Below are 14,700 nucleotides of genomic sequence, written 5' to 3'. Positions count from 1 at the left end.
CGACCTTCAGCCCGCCTCGAGTCCGCGTCCACGCCCGACTCCGCGCCTGCTGATCCGGCCGCCTCCATCGCACTGACCGAACAGATCAAAGAGAACCACCATGGGATCGTTGAACCACAGCTATCGCCTCGTCTGGAACGAGCTTTGCGGCGCCTTCGTCGCCGTGCCTGAATTCGCCCGCGGACGCGGCAAGCGCACCGGCGGCACCGTCCGCCGCGCGATCGCCGCCGCCATCGCGGCTGCCGCAGCCGGCGCCTTCGCGGGGCCGGCCGCCGCGCTCGATGCGGGCGCGCTGCCCACCGGCGGCCAGATCGCCGCCGGCCAAGCCGCGCTGACCCAGCAGGGCTCGCAACTGCGCATCGACCAGACTTCCAGCAAGCTGATCCTCAACTGGAACAGCTTCGACATCGGCAGCGGCGCCTCGGTGCGCTTCAACCAGACCGGCGCCGACGCCGTGGCGCTGAACCGCGTCACCGGCGGCGCACCGAGCCAGATCTTCGGCGACCTCTCCGCCAACGGTCAGGTCTGGCTGGTCAACAACAGCGGCGTCGTCTTCGGCAAGGGCGCGACGGTCAACGTCGGCGGCCTCGTCGCCAGCACGCTAAACGTCAGCGACGCCGACTTCCTCGGCGGCCGCGCGCGCTTCTCCGGCACCAGCACCGCGCAGGTCCGCAACGACGGCGCCATCCACGCCGACGGCGTGGTCGCGCTGCTGGGCGCCTCGGTGGTCAACACCGGCACGATCAGCGCCGGCCAGGTCGCGATGGCGGCGGGCCAGCAGGTCGCGCTCGACTTCAACGGCGACGGCCTGCTGCAGGTCCGCGTCGACCAGGCGGCGCTCGACGCCGAGCTGTCGCAGGAAGGTCTCGTGCAGGGCCGGCAGGTCGTGCTGAGCGCGCCCAGCGCCAGCGCGCTGCGCGCCAGCGTGATCAACATGGACGGCGTCATCGAGGCCAAGGGCCTGTCCGAACAGGGCGGCCGCATCGTCCTCGACGGCGGTGACTCCGGCCAGGTGAACGTCACCGGCCGCCTGGAGGCGAGCTCGGCCCAGGGCCTGGGCGGCGACGTCCGTGTCACCGGCGGCACGATCGCGCTGCGCGGCGCGACGCTCGACGCCAGCGGCGCCACCGGCGGCGGCCAGATCCACGTCGGCGGCGGCTGGCAAGGCAAGGACGCGAGCCTGCGCAACGCCGACAACGTCAGTGTCGACGCGGCGACCACGCTGCGCGCGAACGCCACGCTGACCGGCAACGGCGGCGAGGTCGTGACCTGGTCGGATGGCCGCACCGAATTCTCCGGGCGCGTGGAATCGCGCGGTGGCGAGCAGGGTGGCAACGGCGGCCGCATCGAGGTCTCCGGCAAACAGGAACTGGCCTACAACGGCCGCGCCGACGCGCGCGCCGCGAAGGGCACGACCGGCGACCTGCTGCTCGATCCGGCTTCTCTCGAGATCAACGGCGGCGGCAGCGGCAGCGGCGCGCTGACCGGCTCGGTCGTCTACGAGAAGGACATCGAGGCCCAGCAGGCCAACGTGCTGCTGCAGGCCACCGGCGACATCCTCGTCAACGACCTGAACCTCAACGGCGGCGACGGCAAGATCACGATGCAGCCGAACGTCAGCCTGCGCATCGAGGCCGGCACCAGCAGCGGCACGCACCTGACGCCGCCGTCCAACCTGACCGACGGCAGCTTCGGCAGCAACTTCGATCTGATGTTCGCCAACGCCAGCAACGTGCTGGAGGTCTCGGGCAGCGGCAGCCTGATGCTGGTGGCCGGCGCGACCGGTTCGGGGCGCGTGCTCAACGTGCCGACGCTGATCGCGCACGGTGCCGGCACCAACCCGTCCGGCGCGCTGCCGACGCACAACGTCTCCAGCCCCGGCAGCGGCACGCCGGGCGCGGGTTCCATCACCATCTACGGCGCCGACGGCGCCACGGTGGGCGGCTCGCTGACCACCAACGGCGGCTACGTCCGCATCTGGGCCGACTCCGACAACGGCGGCGCCGGCTTCTTCACGCTGTCCGCGCCGGTCAACACCAACGGCGGCAACCTGTACGTGTCGACCGGCAGCGGCGACGTGACGCTGAACTCCAGCATGGTGCTGGGCACCGGCCGGATCTTCTTCCGCGCCGACGGCAGCTTCACCGACGGCAACAAGATCCTGGCCGGCCTGCTGAGCGTCAGCGGCGACGTCAACATCGACACGCCCTTCATCTTCAAGGGCGGCGCCAGCATCTACACGGACAGCGCCATCAACTTCGGCAACGTCAACGTCAACATGGACACCGGCACGGGCGTCCTGACGCTGCGCGCCAACCGCATCGACTGGGGCAGCTCGACGCTGCAGAACCTGAGCACCGCGTCCCTGCGCCTGGAGCCCTTCGACCCGGCGACCAACATGGTGCTGGGCGACGCGAGCGGTTTCGCCTCCGCGACGACGCTGGCCAAGCTGCCGGGCATCAAGAACCTGACGATCGGCCGCGCCGACGGCACGGGCACGATCAGCGTGCCGGGCAACTTCAGCTTCAACGCGTCGGGCAGCTTCGAGATGGTCGACCGCACCATCGACATCACCGCCGGCACGCTGAACAACACGACCGGCAACGTCGTCCTGACCGGCGACAACGTCAACCTGTCGCAGACCATCACCGCCAACGGCGGCGCGGGCAAGGTCACGATCCGCCAGATGACGGCGGCCAACGAGCTGCACCTGGGCGGCGGACTGAGCAACGCGTCGATCGGACAGGTCAACGCGGCCACGCTGGAAGTCGGCCGCAGCGACGGCGGCAACCTCGTCTTCGACAACGACATCACCACCAACGCCACCACGGTCAGCCTGAAGAGCGGCGGACAGGTGATCGGCGTGAACGGCGGCGTGGCGGCGGCCAACGTGGCCGTGACCGCCGGCCAGGGCGCGACGCTGACGGATGACACCTTCAGCTTCACGCGTCTGGCGCTGGACGTCGGCGGCACCACCGTCGTGAACCCGGCCAGCGCCAACGGCTTCACGCTGGGCACCGTCGACGGCGTCGTCGGCCTGACCACGCATGGCGCCGCCAACGTAACGCTCAACAGCGGCACGGGCACGCTGGCGCTCGATGCGCCGATCAACTTCACCGGCGGCGCGGCGCAACTCACGCTGCAGGCGCCGAACTGGAGCAGCACGGCCAACCAGGTGACGAGCAACGGCGCGCTGGCCACGGTCGTCTTCGACCGCACCGGCCCGGCCACCGGCATCACTGTCGGCGGCACGACCACGGCGGACCTGACCAACACGATGCTGGCGCGCTTCAACGGCGTGAACACGCTGCGCGTCGATGCCTCGGACCTCGACCTGAGCGTCGTCGATCCGGTCCAGCTGTCCCTGGGCAACCGCCTGGAGCTGCTGGGCGGCACCTTCGCCCAGGCCGGGGCGATCACGATGACCAACGGCGGCGTGCTCGTGCGCGCCGAGGCCGGCGGCATCGATGTCGCGCGCAACATCAGCTCGAGCGGCACCGTCTCGCTGGACGATCGCGGCACGGCCGGCATCGGCAACCAAGGTGGCGGTCTCGTCACCGCCGGCAAGCTGGCGTTGCGCAGCGGCGGCGACGCCGTCTTCGACGGCGCGCAGCAGGTCGGTACGGTCGCGGCGGACGTCCACTCGCTGGCGCTGATCAACAACGGCGCGCTGATCGTCGGCACCGCGGACGGCCTGCAAGGCATCCAGGCCGACGGCACGGTCGCCGTCCAGGCCCAGGGCGCCAACGCGGATCTGACGCTGCAGCAGCAGGTCGTGGCGGGCAATGACGGCCATGCCGCCACGCCGATCGTCCTGCGCGCGGGTCGCAACTTCGTCAACCAGGCCGGTGCGACGGCGCTGCAGGCGGGGAACGGGGGTGCCTGGCAGGTCTACTCGACCTCCCCGCTGAACGACACGCGCGGGGGTCTGGTCGCCGCGTTCAAGCAGTACGACGCGAGCTACGGCGATACCGTGCTGGGCAGCGGCAACGGCTTCCTCTACACGGTGGCGCCGACGCTGAACGTCGGCCTGTCGGGCAGTGCGTCCAAGGTCTATGACGGCAACACCGACGCGGCGACCGGCGGTCTCCAACTGGCGGCCACCGGTGCGATCGACGGCGACGTGGTGAACCTGGCCATCCGTGCCAATGGCGCGGCCCATTACGACACGAAGAACGTGGGCAATGGCAAGACGGTGACGGTCGACGGCATCGTCGTGGCCGACGGCCAGAACGGAGGCACGGCCGTCTACGGCTACCGGCTGGCGTCGGACAACGCCAGCGCCGCGATCGGCCAGGTCACGCCCAAGACGGTGACCGTGGCCAACGGCGCCGTGCAGGACAAGGTCTATGACGGCAACACCACGGCGCAGTTCTCGGCCGGCGGCATCGCGGGCCTGGTGCAGGGCGACGCCGCAGCGCTCAACGGTTCTGCCAGCTTCCTGGACAAGAACGCGGGCCGCGGCAAGACCGTCGATCTGTCGGGCCTGGGCCTGACCGGCGCCGATGCCGCCAACTACGTGCTGGACACCAGCGGCGGGGCGACTGCCTCGATCACGCCCAAGACGGTGGACGTCGGCGCGATCCAGGTCGGCAACAAGGTCTATGACGGCACGCGCGGCGCACAGGTCACCACCGACGGCGTCATCGGCACGATCGCGGGTGACGCGCTCGGCGTGGCGGCCAGCGGCCAGTTCGACAACAAGAACGCCGGCAACGGCAAGGCGGTCGACGTTCAGCTGGCGCTGACCGGCGCCGACGCGGGCAACTATCAGCTGGCGACCGGATCGACCCAAGCGACGGCCGACATCACGGCGCGCACGATCCAGGCGCCAGCGGTGACGGTCGTGGACACAACCTTCAACGGCGGGACGGCCGCGACGATCGTGGTCGGAGCGCCGCAGGGCGTGCTGGCCGGTGACCAGGTGGGCGTCGGGGGCACGGCCCGCTACGACACGCCGTTCGTCGGTACCGGCAAGGCGGTGGACGTGCAACTGGCGCTCACCGGTGCGGACGCGGGCAACTACCGCCTGGATCCGGCGACGCTGACGGTGACCGGCACGATCAAGGCGCAGGTCTCGCCGCCGGCGGTCAGCGCGCTGGTGGTCCAACCGGTCGGCGGCAACGGCACGCAGGACGGCGGCGGCAGCAAGACGTCGAACGTGCCGACCGGCAACGGCGGCAACGGTGGCGGCCTCGGCAACAGCGTGTCCGCCGTCGCGGCGGGTCCGTCGGGCAATCCCGCGGGCACGGTCGACGTGGGCAACGGTGGCAGCGGCAATGGTGGCAGCGCGGGGAACGGCTCCGGCAGCGGTGCAGGCAACGGCAACGGCGCGAACACCAGCAACGGCCTGGGCGGACAAGCTGGCGCCGATGGCAGCGCGGGCAATGCCATGAACGGGAACGGGAACGGCTCGACCCAGGGCGCGGCTGCGGGCTCCGGCACTGTCGGCGCCAACGGCGGCGCGGCTTCCGGTGACGGATCCGGCGAGAACGCCAACGGCACCGGCACCGGCACCAGCATTGCCGTCGCCAACGTCAGCGTGGAGCAGATGCTGCGCGACAGCGGACAGATCAGCCTGGCGATCGACACGCCGGCCTATGACCAGCCGCGTCAGAGCCAGTTGCCGGTCTACGCCGACAAGGGCGATGCGGCGCCGACGCCGCTGGGCATGTTCCGCGTGGACGACCTGGGCGACAGCCTGGCGCTGAAGCCGGTGCAGCAGCCCGTCCCGGCGGCGGACGTCGCCTCCGGCGGCGTCACCCGCCAGGTGAAGGCGATCGTGGCGCTCGGCGGCGAGCGTTCGGCGACGCTGGACGTCGTGCTGATGGCCGACGGCACGCTGCGGGTGCAGGCGCCCGCCACGGCCGCGGAGCTGGACGACGACCTCGTCACCACGCTCGCGCTCAGCGCGCTCAAGCAGCAGACCGGCGTCGCGCCCACCAGCGTGCGTGCCGTGATGCTGCGCCGCGGCGGCTGACCCGCCGGTCGCGGCGATCCCCGCCAGGGGATCCCCTCAACGCCGCGGCGCCGACACGCCGCGGCGTTGCCGTTTCCGGCCGTCGGGCTGCCCCCAACGCTTCGGGGGTCGGCTCCCACGCCGAAACGCCCTATGCTCGGCGCCTCCTCCGCGAGGTCCCCGACGCCCATGTCCGCCCCCACCGGCCTGTCGCTCCGAGCCCGTCTCTACCTAGTCCTGGGCCTTGCGCTCGCGCTGGTCGCCGCGTCCGCGCTGCTGGGCTGGTGGCAGTCCAAGCGGCTGGCCGGCATCGCGCAGTCGCTGTATGAGGACCGGCTCGTCCCCGTCGACCTGCTGCGCGAACTGGAGCACACGCTCGGTCCGCACCAGCTGGGCGCGCTGCTGGTCACGCAGGCGCAGCAGCCCGACGCCGGCAAGCTGGACAGCGGCGGACGCCGTCTCGCCGACACGACCCGCCAGCTCTGGACCCGCTACCTCGGCACGCGCATGGCGCCGGCCGAGCGCGCCCTCATCGCCCGCACGCAACCGCTGCTCGATCAGCTCTGGGCCGCCCTCACCACAGGCCAGGCCGCCACGCCGGACACGCTGCGCGAGCTGAACCTGCGTCGCCTCGCCACGATGCGGATGCTCGACGAGCTGATCGCCTTCCAGCTCAGCCAGGCCCGCGTCGACACGGAGCGCGCGCAGCAGACGGCCACCGAAGCCGCACACCTCGGCCTGCTCCTGGTGCTGCTCACCGGCGGCCTCTGCAGCGTCGTCGTCTGCACCGTCTGGACCCGCTACGACGACGAACGCCGGCTCGGCCAGGACTCGCGCGAGCGGCTGCAGCGGCTCTACCTCGCGCTGTCGCAGACCAACCAGCTCATCGTGCGCCGCGAGGCCGATGCCTTCGACGATCCACGGGCCGAGCAGCATCTGTTCGAAGGCCTCTGCCGCATCTGCGTCGAGACCGGTCATGCCCGCCTCGCGGCCGTCGTGCTGACCGACGGCGACCACTTCGAGCGCGTCGCCGAACACGGTCCCGGCGATCGCCTGATGCCCGGCACGCCGAAGCAATGGTCGCGCGACGCTCCCTTCGCGCGCAGCTCGATGGCGACGCGCGCGATCCTCGAAGGCACGCACCAGGTCAGCAACCGCGCGCTGGAGGATCCCAGCCTCGCCCTCCCCGGCGCGCCGGTGATCCCGCCCGGCGTCGAGTCGATGGCGGCCTTCCCGCTGCGCCGCCGCGGCGAGGTCGTGGGCGCGCTCAGTCTGCTCGCCGGCGAGCCCGGCTACTTCAGCCCGCAGGTGCTCCAGCTGATGGACGAGATGGCCGGCGACCTGTCCTTCGCCCTCGATCATCTGCAACGCGAGCGCGATCAGGCGCGCGAGCTCGACGTCCTGCGCGACGCATTGCGCCGCCAGGAGGGCAGCCTTGTCGAAACCACGCCGGCCGCCTTCCGGCCCTCGATGCCGCCACCGCCGCTCGTGCCCTTGGGGACGCCGCCGACGCCTGCGGCAGAATCGCCCGATGCAACTGATCAGTCTGAACACGGCCCGCGCTGAACCGCTGCTCATCGACGGGCGCCCGGTCATGACGGGCATCCGCAAGCGGCCGGTGGACGGCGAGGTGGAGGTGCGGCCCCTCGGTCTGGAAGGCGACGAACAAGCCGATCCCAGCGTCCACGGCGGCCTGTCCAAGGCCGTCTATGCCTACCCGTCCGAGCACTACGCCTTCTGGCGCACCGTGCGCGCGCAGGCGCAGGCCGCCGGCTGGGACGACGCGCTGCCCTGGGGCGCGATGGGCGAGAACCTGACGATCTCCGGCCTCGCCGAAGGCGACGCCTGGATCGGCGACGTGCTGGTCTTCCCCGACTGCGAGCTCGCGGTCAGCGAGCCGCGCTACCCCTGCTTCAAGTTCAACGCGGTGATGGGTTTCAACAAGGCCGCGAAGATGATGACCCAGAGCGGGTGGTGCGGCTTCTACCTTGCGGTACGACAGCCCGGCACGATTGCCGCGGGCCAGTCCTTCACCGTGCGCCCAGGACCGCGCGAGGTCTCCATCGCGGAGCTCTTCCGGGCCAAGACCCACCGCTGATCCTTTCTTACTCCCTCTCCCGCTTGCGGGAGAGGGCAGGGGTGAGGGCCAGCGGCCGTGGCAGTACCGAGGCCCTCAGTCCGCCAACGCCGGATAGTCGGTATAGCCCTCGGCGCCGCCACCATACATCGTGGCCGAATGGGCCTTCTGCAGCGGCGCGTTGAGCTTCAGACGCCGCACCAGATCCGGGTTCGAAATGAAGCTGCGACCGAAGGCCACCGCATCCGCATGCCCCTTGGCGACGGCGTCGATCGCCATCTCGCGGGTGTAGCCGTTGTTGGCGATGTAGACGCCCTTGAAGCGCTCGCGCAGCGCGTCGTAGTCGAACGGTGCGACATCGCGCGGACCGCCGGTATGGCCTTCGATGACATGCAGGAAGGCCAGCTTCATCGGCGACAGCTGCTCCACCACATAGTTGAAGAGCGTCTGCGCATCACTGTCCTGGCCGGCGTCGTTGACCGGCGTGACCGGCGACAGCCGCAGACCGGTCCGGTCGGCGCCGATCGCCGCGGCGATGGCCGTCATCACCTCGAGCAGCAGGCGCGCGCGGTTCTCGATCGAGCCACCATAGGCGTCGGTGCGGTCGTTGATGCTGTCGCGCAGGAACTGGTCCAGCAGGTAGCCGTTGGCACCGTGCACCTCGACGGCGTCGAAGCCCGCGGCCATCGCCGCCTTCGCCGCATGGACGTAGGACTGGATGACACCGGGCAGTTCCTCGAGCTTCAGCGCGCGCGGCGCGGCGACATCGACGAAGCCGTCCTTCGTGAAGGTCTTGCTCTTGGCCTGGCGGTCCGTCGCCGACAGCGGCTTGGCACCGCCGGGCTGGAAGTCGGCATGGGAGATGCGGCCCACGTGCCACAGCTGCACGGCGATCTTGCCGCCGGCCTCATGGACGGCGTCCGTCACCTGCTTCCAGGCGGCGATCTGCTCGGGCGAGTGGATCCCGGGCGTATCGAGGTAGCCCTGTCCCTCCTGCGTGATCTGGGCGCCCTCGCTGATGATCAGTCCGGCGCTGGCGCGTTGGCGGTAGTACTCGATCGCCAGCGGTCCCGGCACCAGGCCGACGGAGCGGTTGCGCGTGAGCGGCGCCATGACGACGCGGTTGGCCAGCGAGAGGGCGCCGACTTGCAAGGGGTCGAAGAGACTGGGCATGACGATGTCGAAGAGGCGGAGTGGGTGTGACGTGAAGCCCGGTGGGGGCCGGACCAGAATGGCACGCAGCTTAGCGAGCGAATCCGGCCTTCGCAGCGCCTAGGCGACAGCCCGGATGCGGGCTGGGGCCTTGCGCGGCCTTCACGATGGGCTCGTAACGCTTGGCTACACTCGCCCGGCTGCCTGGGGACGCCGTCCCCGCCTCCGCGCGGCATCCCTCCTTCACCGCCACGACCCGGGAGCCTGTCGATGCCCTTTGGTTCCTCGCTCTCCTCGCTCGAATCCTGGCTCCGCGCGCCGAGCATCGACCTCGGACGCCGACGCCTGGTACAAGCCGGCGCCTCGCTGGCGCTGACGCCCTGGCTGCTGCCTGTGCACGCGCAGCGAGGCGGCGCGTCGGGAGCCGTGATGCATGTAGGGCCCGACCATCCGGTGAAGACGCTGGCGGCGGCGGCCACGCAGGCGAAGGCCGGCATGACGATCGAGGTGCAGGCCGGCGACTATGCCGGCGATGTCGCCGTCTGGGCGCAGGACGACCTGACGCTGCGCGCCGTCGGCGGACGCGCACGGATGCTGGCCAAGGGTGCGCATGCGCAGGGCAAGGGGATCTTCGTCACGACCGGCAAGCGGATGACGATCGAGGGCTTCGACTTCGTCGGCGCGCGCGTGCCGGACCGCAACGGCGCTGGCATCCGGCTGGAGCGCGGCTCGCTGACGCTGCGCGACTGCCGCTTCCAGGACAACGAGAACGGCCTGCTGGCCGGCAACGACGCCAGCATCGAGTTGCGCATCGAGTCCTGCGACTTCGGCCCGATCGCACCCGGCGAGGGCCGCACGCACACCTGCTACGTCGGCGCGATCGGCAAGCTGTCGGTGGTGGCGAGCTACTTCCACCACGGCGCGTCGGGCCATCTGCTGAAGACGCGCGCGGCGGTGAACCACATCTTCTACAACCGCCTGACCGACGAGACCGGCCGCGCGAGCTTCGAGCTCGAGTTCCCCAACGGCGGCGTGGCACTGGTGATGGGCAACGTGATCCAGCAGAGTCCGTCGAGCGAGAACTACCACCTGATCGCCTACGGCAGCGAAGGACTCTCGAACCGCCGCAACGAACTGCACCTGATCAACAACACGCTGGTCGACCGGCGCCAGGCCGGCGGCGTGTACCTGCGCATGGCGCAGCAGGCGCAGAAGCTGCGGCTGATCAACAACCTGCTGTGCGGCAAGCACGAGTTGCCGGCGGGTCCGGACCGCGAGCAGCACCACAACTACTTCGTCGAGCTGGACAGCTTCGTCGATCCGGATCGCTACGACTTCCGCCTGCGGCCGGACTCGCCGCTGATCGGGCGCGCGGTGGACGCGGGCGTCGTCGACGGACAGGTGCTCAAGCCGGCGATGCAATACCAGCATCCGTGCGGGCTCAAGGAAGTGCCGGCGGGGACGGCGTATTCGCCGGGGGCGTTTCAGGTTTGAGGCCGATGGACAGCTGACCCGCAGCCTGCACCGGGTACAGTGCCGGACATGCTCGCTTACCGACACGCCTTCCACGCCGGCAACCACGCCGACGTGCTCAAACACCTGGTGCTGGCCGAGGTCCTCCGCTACATGGGGGAAAAGGACAAGCCCTACACCGTCGTGGACACCCACGCCGGCGCCGGCGGCTACGCCCTCGACGGCCGCTACGCCCAGAAGAACGCCGAACACGCCGGCGGCATCGCCGCGCTCTACTCGCGCAAGGACCTGCCCGAGCCGCTGCAGCAATACGTGCAGCTGGTGCACGACTTCAACCCCGGCAAGAAGCTCGAGCAGTACCCCGGCTCGCCGGCGATCGCGCGCATGCTGATGCGCTTCGACGACCGCCTGCGCTGCTACGAGCTGCACGGCACCGACCACCGCATCCTCGCCAGCTACCTCGAGGACCGCGCCAACACGCAGGTCCTGCAGCAGGACGGCTTCGCGTCGCTGAAGGCGGAACTGCCGCCGCCCTCGCGGCGCGGCGTCGTGCTGATGGACCCGTCCTACGAGATCAAGGCCGACTACGGCAAGGTCGTCGCCGCGCTGCGCGAGGGGCTGCAACGCTTCGCCGACGGCACGATCGCGATCTGGTATCCGCAGCTGCAGACCGTCGAATCCGCGCAGCTCGTGCAGCGCCTGAAGTCGGCCTCCGAGCCCATCGCGAAGAAGGGCTGGCTGCACGTGCGCCTGACCGTCACGCAGGCCGACGAGCGCGGCTTCGGCATGATGGGCAGCGGCATGTTCGTCGTGAACCCGCCGTTCGTGCTCCACGACAAGCTGGCCGAATGCCTGCCCACGCTCGTGGACACGCTCGGCCAGTACGACGACGCCAACTACCTGCTGGAACAGCAGACCGCCTGATCAGTACCCGACGGTGAAGCGCCGACGGATGTGCTGCGGGCGCTCGAGTTCGTCGACGATGGCGACCGCCAGGTCGGCCGTCGACACGTGGGCCGGGCCGTTGGCGTCCATCACCGGCGTGTCCAGGCTGACGCGGTAGCTGCCGCGGCGCTCGCCCGGTTCCAGGTGCGGGGCGGGCGACAGGAAGGTCCAGTCCAGCGACGACTCCAGGCGGATCAGGTTCAGCGCTTCGCGCGCGGCCAGGGCGCCCTGCTTCCATTGGTCCGGGAACTCCGGCAGGTCCACGATCTGCACGCCCGGCGCCGCGTACAGGCTGCCCGCGCCGCCGACCACCAGCAGGCGCTTCACGCCGGCGCGCTTCACGCCGTCGTAGATGGCGCGGGTGCCTTCCAGGAACTCGGTGTGGATGTCCGGCACCGACCAGCCCGGGTTGTAGGCATTGACCACCGCGTCCACGCCTTCGACGGCGGCGGCGACCTGGTCCGCCTGCTTCGCGTCGGCCTTCACCACGGTCAGGCCGGCACGGGCGTCCAGCTTGGCCGGATCGCGTGCCAGGGCGACGACCTCATGGCCACGGGACAGCAGTTCCTTGAGCACTTCCTTGCCGACAAAGCCGGTCGGTCCGATCAGGGCGACTTTCATGGGGGATTCCTTTCGAGGGAGATTCCGAGAGATTCGGGGGATGCGACGGGGTGTCGCGATGAAGTGAACTGTAGAAACTTCACAATCGCCGCAGAAGTCCTCAGAATCCGACTCCATTCTTTAGACGATCTACACAATCTCCCGATGCTGGACCAACTCCGCCGGATGGCCGTGCTGGCGACCGTCGTCGAACAGGGCAGCCTGGTCGCCGCGGCGCGGCAGCTCCAGACCACGACCTCCGCCGTCAGCCAGCAGCTGCGCGCGCTGGAGCGCGACATGGGCGTCACGCTGCTGCACCGCTCGACCCGCCGCCTCAGCCTGACGCCCGCCGGCGAGCGCTTCGTGCAGGGCTGCCAGGCGATGCTGGCCGCCGCCCGCGAGGCGCAGACCCAGCTGCACCACCTGCGCGACGCGCCCGAAGGCGAACTGCGTGTCAGCGCCCCGGTCGGCGCGGCGCGGCAGATCGGACCGTCGCTGGCGCCGCTGCTGGCGGCTCATCCAGGAATGAGCCTGCATCTGGAGGTGGACGACGGCTTCACCGACCTCGTCGCCAAACGCATCGACCTTGCCGTGCGCTTCGGCCGGCTGCCCGACAGCAACTGGGTCGCACAGCGCATCGGCCAGCGGACCGTCGGGCTCTATGCCGCGCCGGCCTACCTGGCGCGGCGCGGCGTACCCACCTCGATGTCGGACCTGACGCGTCATGACTGGGTGTTCCTGCGCTCCGACACCGGCACGATCCGCAACCTCTCGCTGGTCGGCCCCGACGGCCGCGAGGAAGTGCTGCGCGTCGATCCCCGCGCGAGCAGCAACAACCAGCTCAGCCTCCAGCAGTTCTGCGAGGCGGGCATCGGGCTGGCGTTCCTCAGCGCGGAGGACGTCGAGGAGTCGCAGTCCCAAGGCCGCCTCCTGCCGCTGCTGCCCGGCTGGTCGCTGCCGATGCTGCCGGTCTACGTGATGACGCCGCAGCGCGATGCGCAGCCGGCCAAGGTCCGGCACGCCATCGACGCGCTGCGCCACGCGTTTGCCGGCGCGACGCCGGCGGCCATCTCGACGTCCCCGGTATCCTCGACGTCTGCTGCGTCATCGACCGGGAACGACCAGGATGTCCGATGAACACTGGATTCAGCTGCGACGCGATCCGCGCACCGGCATCGAGACCGTGCGGGCGCATTTCACCGGCCACGCCTACGACCCGCACGGCCACGACGAACTCCTGATCGGCATCACGCAGCAGGGCGTGCAGCGCTTCCATTGCCAGCGCGCCCTGCACACGAGCACGCCCGGCCGTGCGATCCTGATCGAGCCGGGCGCGGTTCATGACGGCCATGCGCCGGAGGACGCCGGCTTCACCTACGCGATGCTCTACCTGCCGCAGGACTGGACGACGCGGTTGCTGGCGCAGCACGGGCTGGCTGGACTGTCCGCGATCCAGCCGGCATTCCGCGACACGCTGGCCGAAGACCCGCGCCTCTTCGCGGCGATCGAGTCGGCCTTCCACGCGCTTCACGGCGGCGAGGCGCGTCTGGGCTGCGACCAGGCCCTCGACCGCCTCATGGGGCTGCTCGCCCGGCATGTTGGTGTCTCGGACGAACCGGTCCGCGGGGACTCGACCCGGCTGGCGGAACGCGCCCGCGAGTTCCTCCATGACCGGATGGCGGAGGACGTCGGCCTCGACGACCTGGTCGCGTACACCGGGATGGACCGCTTCCGCCTGACACGGCAGTTCAAGCAGACCTTCGGCCAGTCGCCGCATGCCTACCTGGTGAGCCTGCGGCTGCGCGCGGCACGGGCGCTGCTGGCGCGCGGCCAGCGGCCGTCCGAGGTCGCGACCGGGGTCGGCTTCTCCGATCAGAGCCATCTGGGGCGCTGGTTCCAGCGGGCCTACCGCCTCACGCCGGCCGACTACCGGCGCCGCTGCACAAACGTTCTAGACCCGGATCCGGGGCCGCCGTGACGATGCGGGCTTCGCAGTTGAAGCACGCCGTGCGACGTCCATGTTTGATACGAAAGTGGCCCTCATCGTCCGGAACGACCTGGCGACCTGGCAGCGCCTGAACGTGACCGCCTTCCTCGCGACGGGGGTCGCGGCCGCGGCGCCGGAGGCGATCGGCGAGCCCTACGTCGACGCGCTCGGACGCCGTTACGCGGCCATGCTGGGCCAGCCGATGATGGTCTTCGAGGCTGACCTCGCCGGACTGCTGGCCGCGCATCGAAAGGGACTTGAGCACGACCTGACCCTGGTGCCCTACGTCCACGCGATGTTCTCGACCGGCCATGACGAGGCCAACCGCGCCGCCTTCCTCGCGGAGGACGCCGAGCGGCCCGACCTCGTCGGTCTCGCGCTGCGCGGACCGAAGAAGGCCGTCGACAAGGCGATCAAGGGCCTCTCGCTGCACCGCTGACGACACCGTCGCCTGCACCGCTGGCGGCCTCTCGGTTGTCCGCATGCCGTCGTCACGGCGCGCCGCTA

10 protein-coding genes are annotated in these 14,700 nt (G+C 70.4%); 8 read left to right on the top strand and 2 right to left on the bottom strand.

Features of this window, described 5'->3' with window-relative positions:
• Window positions 1–100: 100 nt before the first annotated feature.
• The 3 genes from AC07OZ_RS10145 to AC07OZ_RS10135 all read left to right on the top strand — a co-directional run bounded on the left by AC07OZ_RS10145 (window position 101) and on the right by AC07OZ_RS10135 (window position 8,057).
• Complete coding sequence (locus AC07OZ_RS10145) at window positions 101–5,980, top strand: YDG domain-containing protein (RefSeq protein WP_495467013.1); 5,880 nt, start codon at window positions 101–103, stop codon at window positions 5,978–5,980.
• 168 nt (window positions 5,981–6,148) lie between these two features.
• Complete coding sequence (locus tag AC07OZ_RS10140; protein ID WP_495467012.1) at window positions 6,149–7,525, top strand: GAF domain-containing protein; 1,377 nt, start codon at window positions 6,149–6,151, stop codon at window positions 7,523–7,525.
• Window positions 7,491–8,057 carry an MOSC domain-containing protein gene (locus AC07OZ_RS10135; protein WP_495467011.1) on the top strand — a complete coding sequence of 189 codons (567 nt, stop codon included), beginning with the start codon at window positions 7,491–7,493 and terminating at the stop codon, window positions 8,055–8,057. The genes AC07OZ_RS10140 and AC07OZ_RS10135 overlap by 35 nt, the downstream gene beginning before the upstream one ends.
• Before the next feature lie 75 nt (window positions 8,058–8,132).
• Here the strand turns inward: AC07OZ_RS10135 and AC07OZ_RS10130 are convergent, their stop codons facing one another.
• On the bottom strand, window positions 8,133–9,209 hold the full coding sequence (locus AC07OZ_RS10130; protein WP_495467010.1) for an alkene reductase: 1,077 nt from the start codon (window positions 9,207–9,209) through the stop codon (window positions 8,133–8,135).
• 249 nt (window positions 9,210–9,458) lie between these two features.
• Between AC07OZ_RS10130 and AC07OZ_RS10125 the strand changes: the two genes are divergently transcribed.
• Both AC07OZ_RS10125 and AC07OZ_RS10120 read left to right on the top strand, forming a co-directional pair.
• On the top strand, window positions 9,459–10,682 hold the full coding sequence (locus AC07OZ_RS10125) for a hypothetical protein (RefSeq protein WP_495467009.1): 1,224 nt from the start codon (window positions 9,459–9,461) through the stop codon (window positions 10,680–10,682).
• A 48-nt stretch (window positions 10,683–10,730) separates the two neighbouring features.
• Window positions 10,731–11,585 (top strand): 23S rRNA (adenine(2030)-N(6))-methyltransferase RlmJ, encoded by an 855-nt coding sequence (locus AC07OZ_RS10120; protein ID WP_495467008.1) that lies wholly within the window; start codon window positions 10,731–10,733, stop codon window positions 11,583–11,585.
• On the opposite strand, the gene AC07OZ_RS10115 is transcribed toward AC07OZ_RS10120, so the two are convergent.
• Window positions 11,586–12,227, bottom strand: a complete 642-nt coding sequence (locus AC07OZ_RS10115) for an NAD(P)-dependent oxidoreductase (protein WP_495467007.1) — start codon at window positions 12,225–12,227, stop codon at window positions 11,586–11,588.
• A 144-nt stretch (window positions 12,228–12,371) separates the two neighbouring features.
• On the opposite strand from AC07OZ_RS10115, the gene AC07OZ_RS10110 reads away from it, so the two are divergent.
• Genes AC07OZ_RS10110 through AC07OZ_RS10100 form a run of 3 tightly spaced genes read left to right on the top strand, consistent with a single transcriptional unit; the run spans window position 12,372 to window position 14,632 of the window.
• Window positions 12,372–13,343, top strand: coding sequence for a LysR family transcriptional regulator (locus AC07OZ_RS10110; protein ID WP_495467006.1), 972 nt, complete (start codon window positions 12,372–12,374; stop codon window positions 13,341–13,343).
• A complete protein-coding gene (locus tag AC07OZ_RS10105) occupies window positions 13,333–14,184 on the top strand; it encodes an AraC family ligand binding domain-containing protein (RefSeq protein WP_495467005.1) in 852 nt (283 codons plus the stop codon). Before AC07OZ_RS10110 ends, AC07OZ_RS10105 begins: the two co-directional genes overlap by 11 nt.
• 40 nt (window positions 14,185–14,224) lie before the next feature.
• Entirely contained in the window at window positions 14,225–14,632 is a 408-nt protein-coding gene (locus AC07OZ_RS10100) for a DUF2000 family protein (protein ID WP_495467004.1), read from the top strand.
• Window positions 14,633–14,700: the final 68 nt, after the last annotated feature.

It is taken from the genome of Roseateles sp. GW821-FHT09G03 (assembly GCF_059416045.1).
The sequence above is the reverse complement of the archived record's forward strand: the minus strand, read 5'-3'. Positions and strand labels throughout refer to the sequence as shown.

Excerpts from the sequence above, each read along its gene's own strand:
- AC07OZ_RS10145 (WP_495467013.1), top strand. The coding sequence starts at position 101 with ATGGGATCGTTGAACCACAGCTATCGCCTCGTCTGGAACGAGCTTTGC.
- AC07OZ_RS10140 (WP_495467012.1), top strand. The coding sequence starts at position 6,149 with ATGTCCGCCCCCACCGGCCTGTCGCTCCGAGCCCGTCTCTACCTAGTC.
- AC07OZ_RS10135 (WP_495467011.1), top strand. The coding sequence starts at position 7,491 with ATGCAACTGATCAGTCTGAACACGGCCCGCGCTGAACCGCTGCTCATC.
- AC07OZ_RS10130 (WP_495467010.1), bottom strand. The coding sequence starts at position 9,209 with ATGCCCAGTCTCTTCGACCCCTTGCAAGTCGGCGCCCTCTCGCTGGCC.
- AC07OZ_RS10125 (WP_495467009.1), top strand. The coding sequence starts at position 9,459 with ATGCCCTTTGGTTCCTCGCTCTCCTCGCTCGAATCCTGGCTCCGCGCG.
- AC07OZ_RS10120 (WP_495467008.1), top strand. The coding sequence starts at position 10,731 with ATGCTCGCTTACCGACACGCCTTCCACGCCGGCAACCACGCCGACGTG.
- AC07OZ_RS10115 (WP_495467007.1), bottom strand. The coding sequence starts at position 12,227 with ATGAAAGTCGCCCTGATCGGACCGACCGGCTTTGTCGGCAAGGAAGTG.
- AC07OZ_RS10110 (WP_495467006.1), top strand. The coding sequence starts at position 12,372 with ATGCTGGACCAACTCCGCCGGATGGCCGTGCTGGCGACCGTCGTCGAA.
- AC07OZ_RS10105 (WP_495467005.1), top strand. The coding sequence starts at position 13,333 with ATGTCCGATGAACACTGGATTCAGCTGCGACGCGATCCGCGCACCGGC.
- AC07OZ_RS10100 (WP_495467004.1), top strand. The coding sequence starts at position 14,225 with ATGTTTGATACGAAAGTGGCCCTCATCGTCCGGAACGACCTGGCGACC.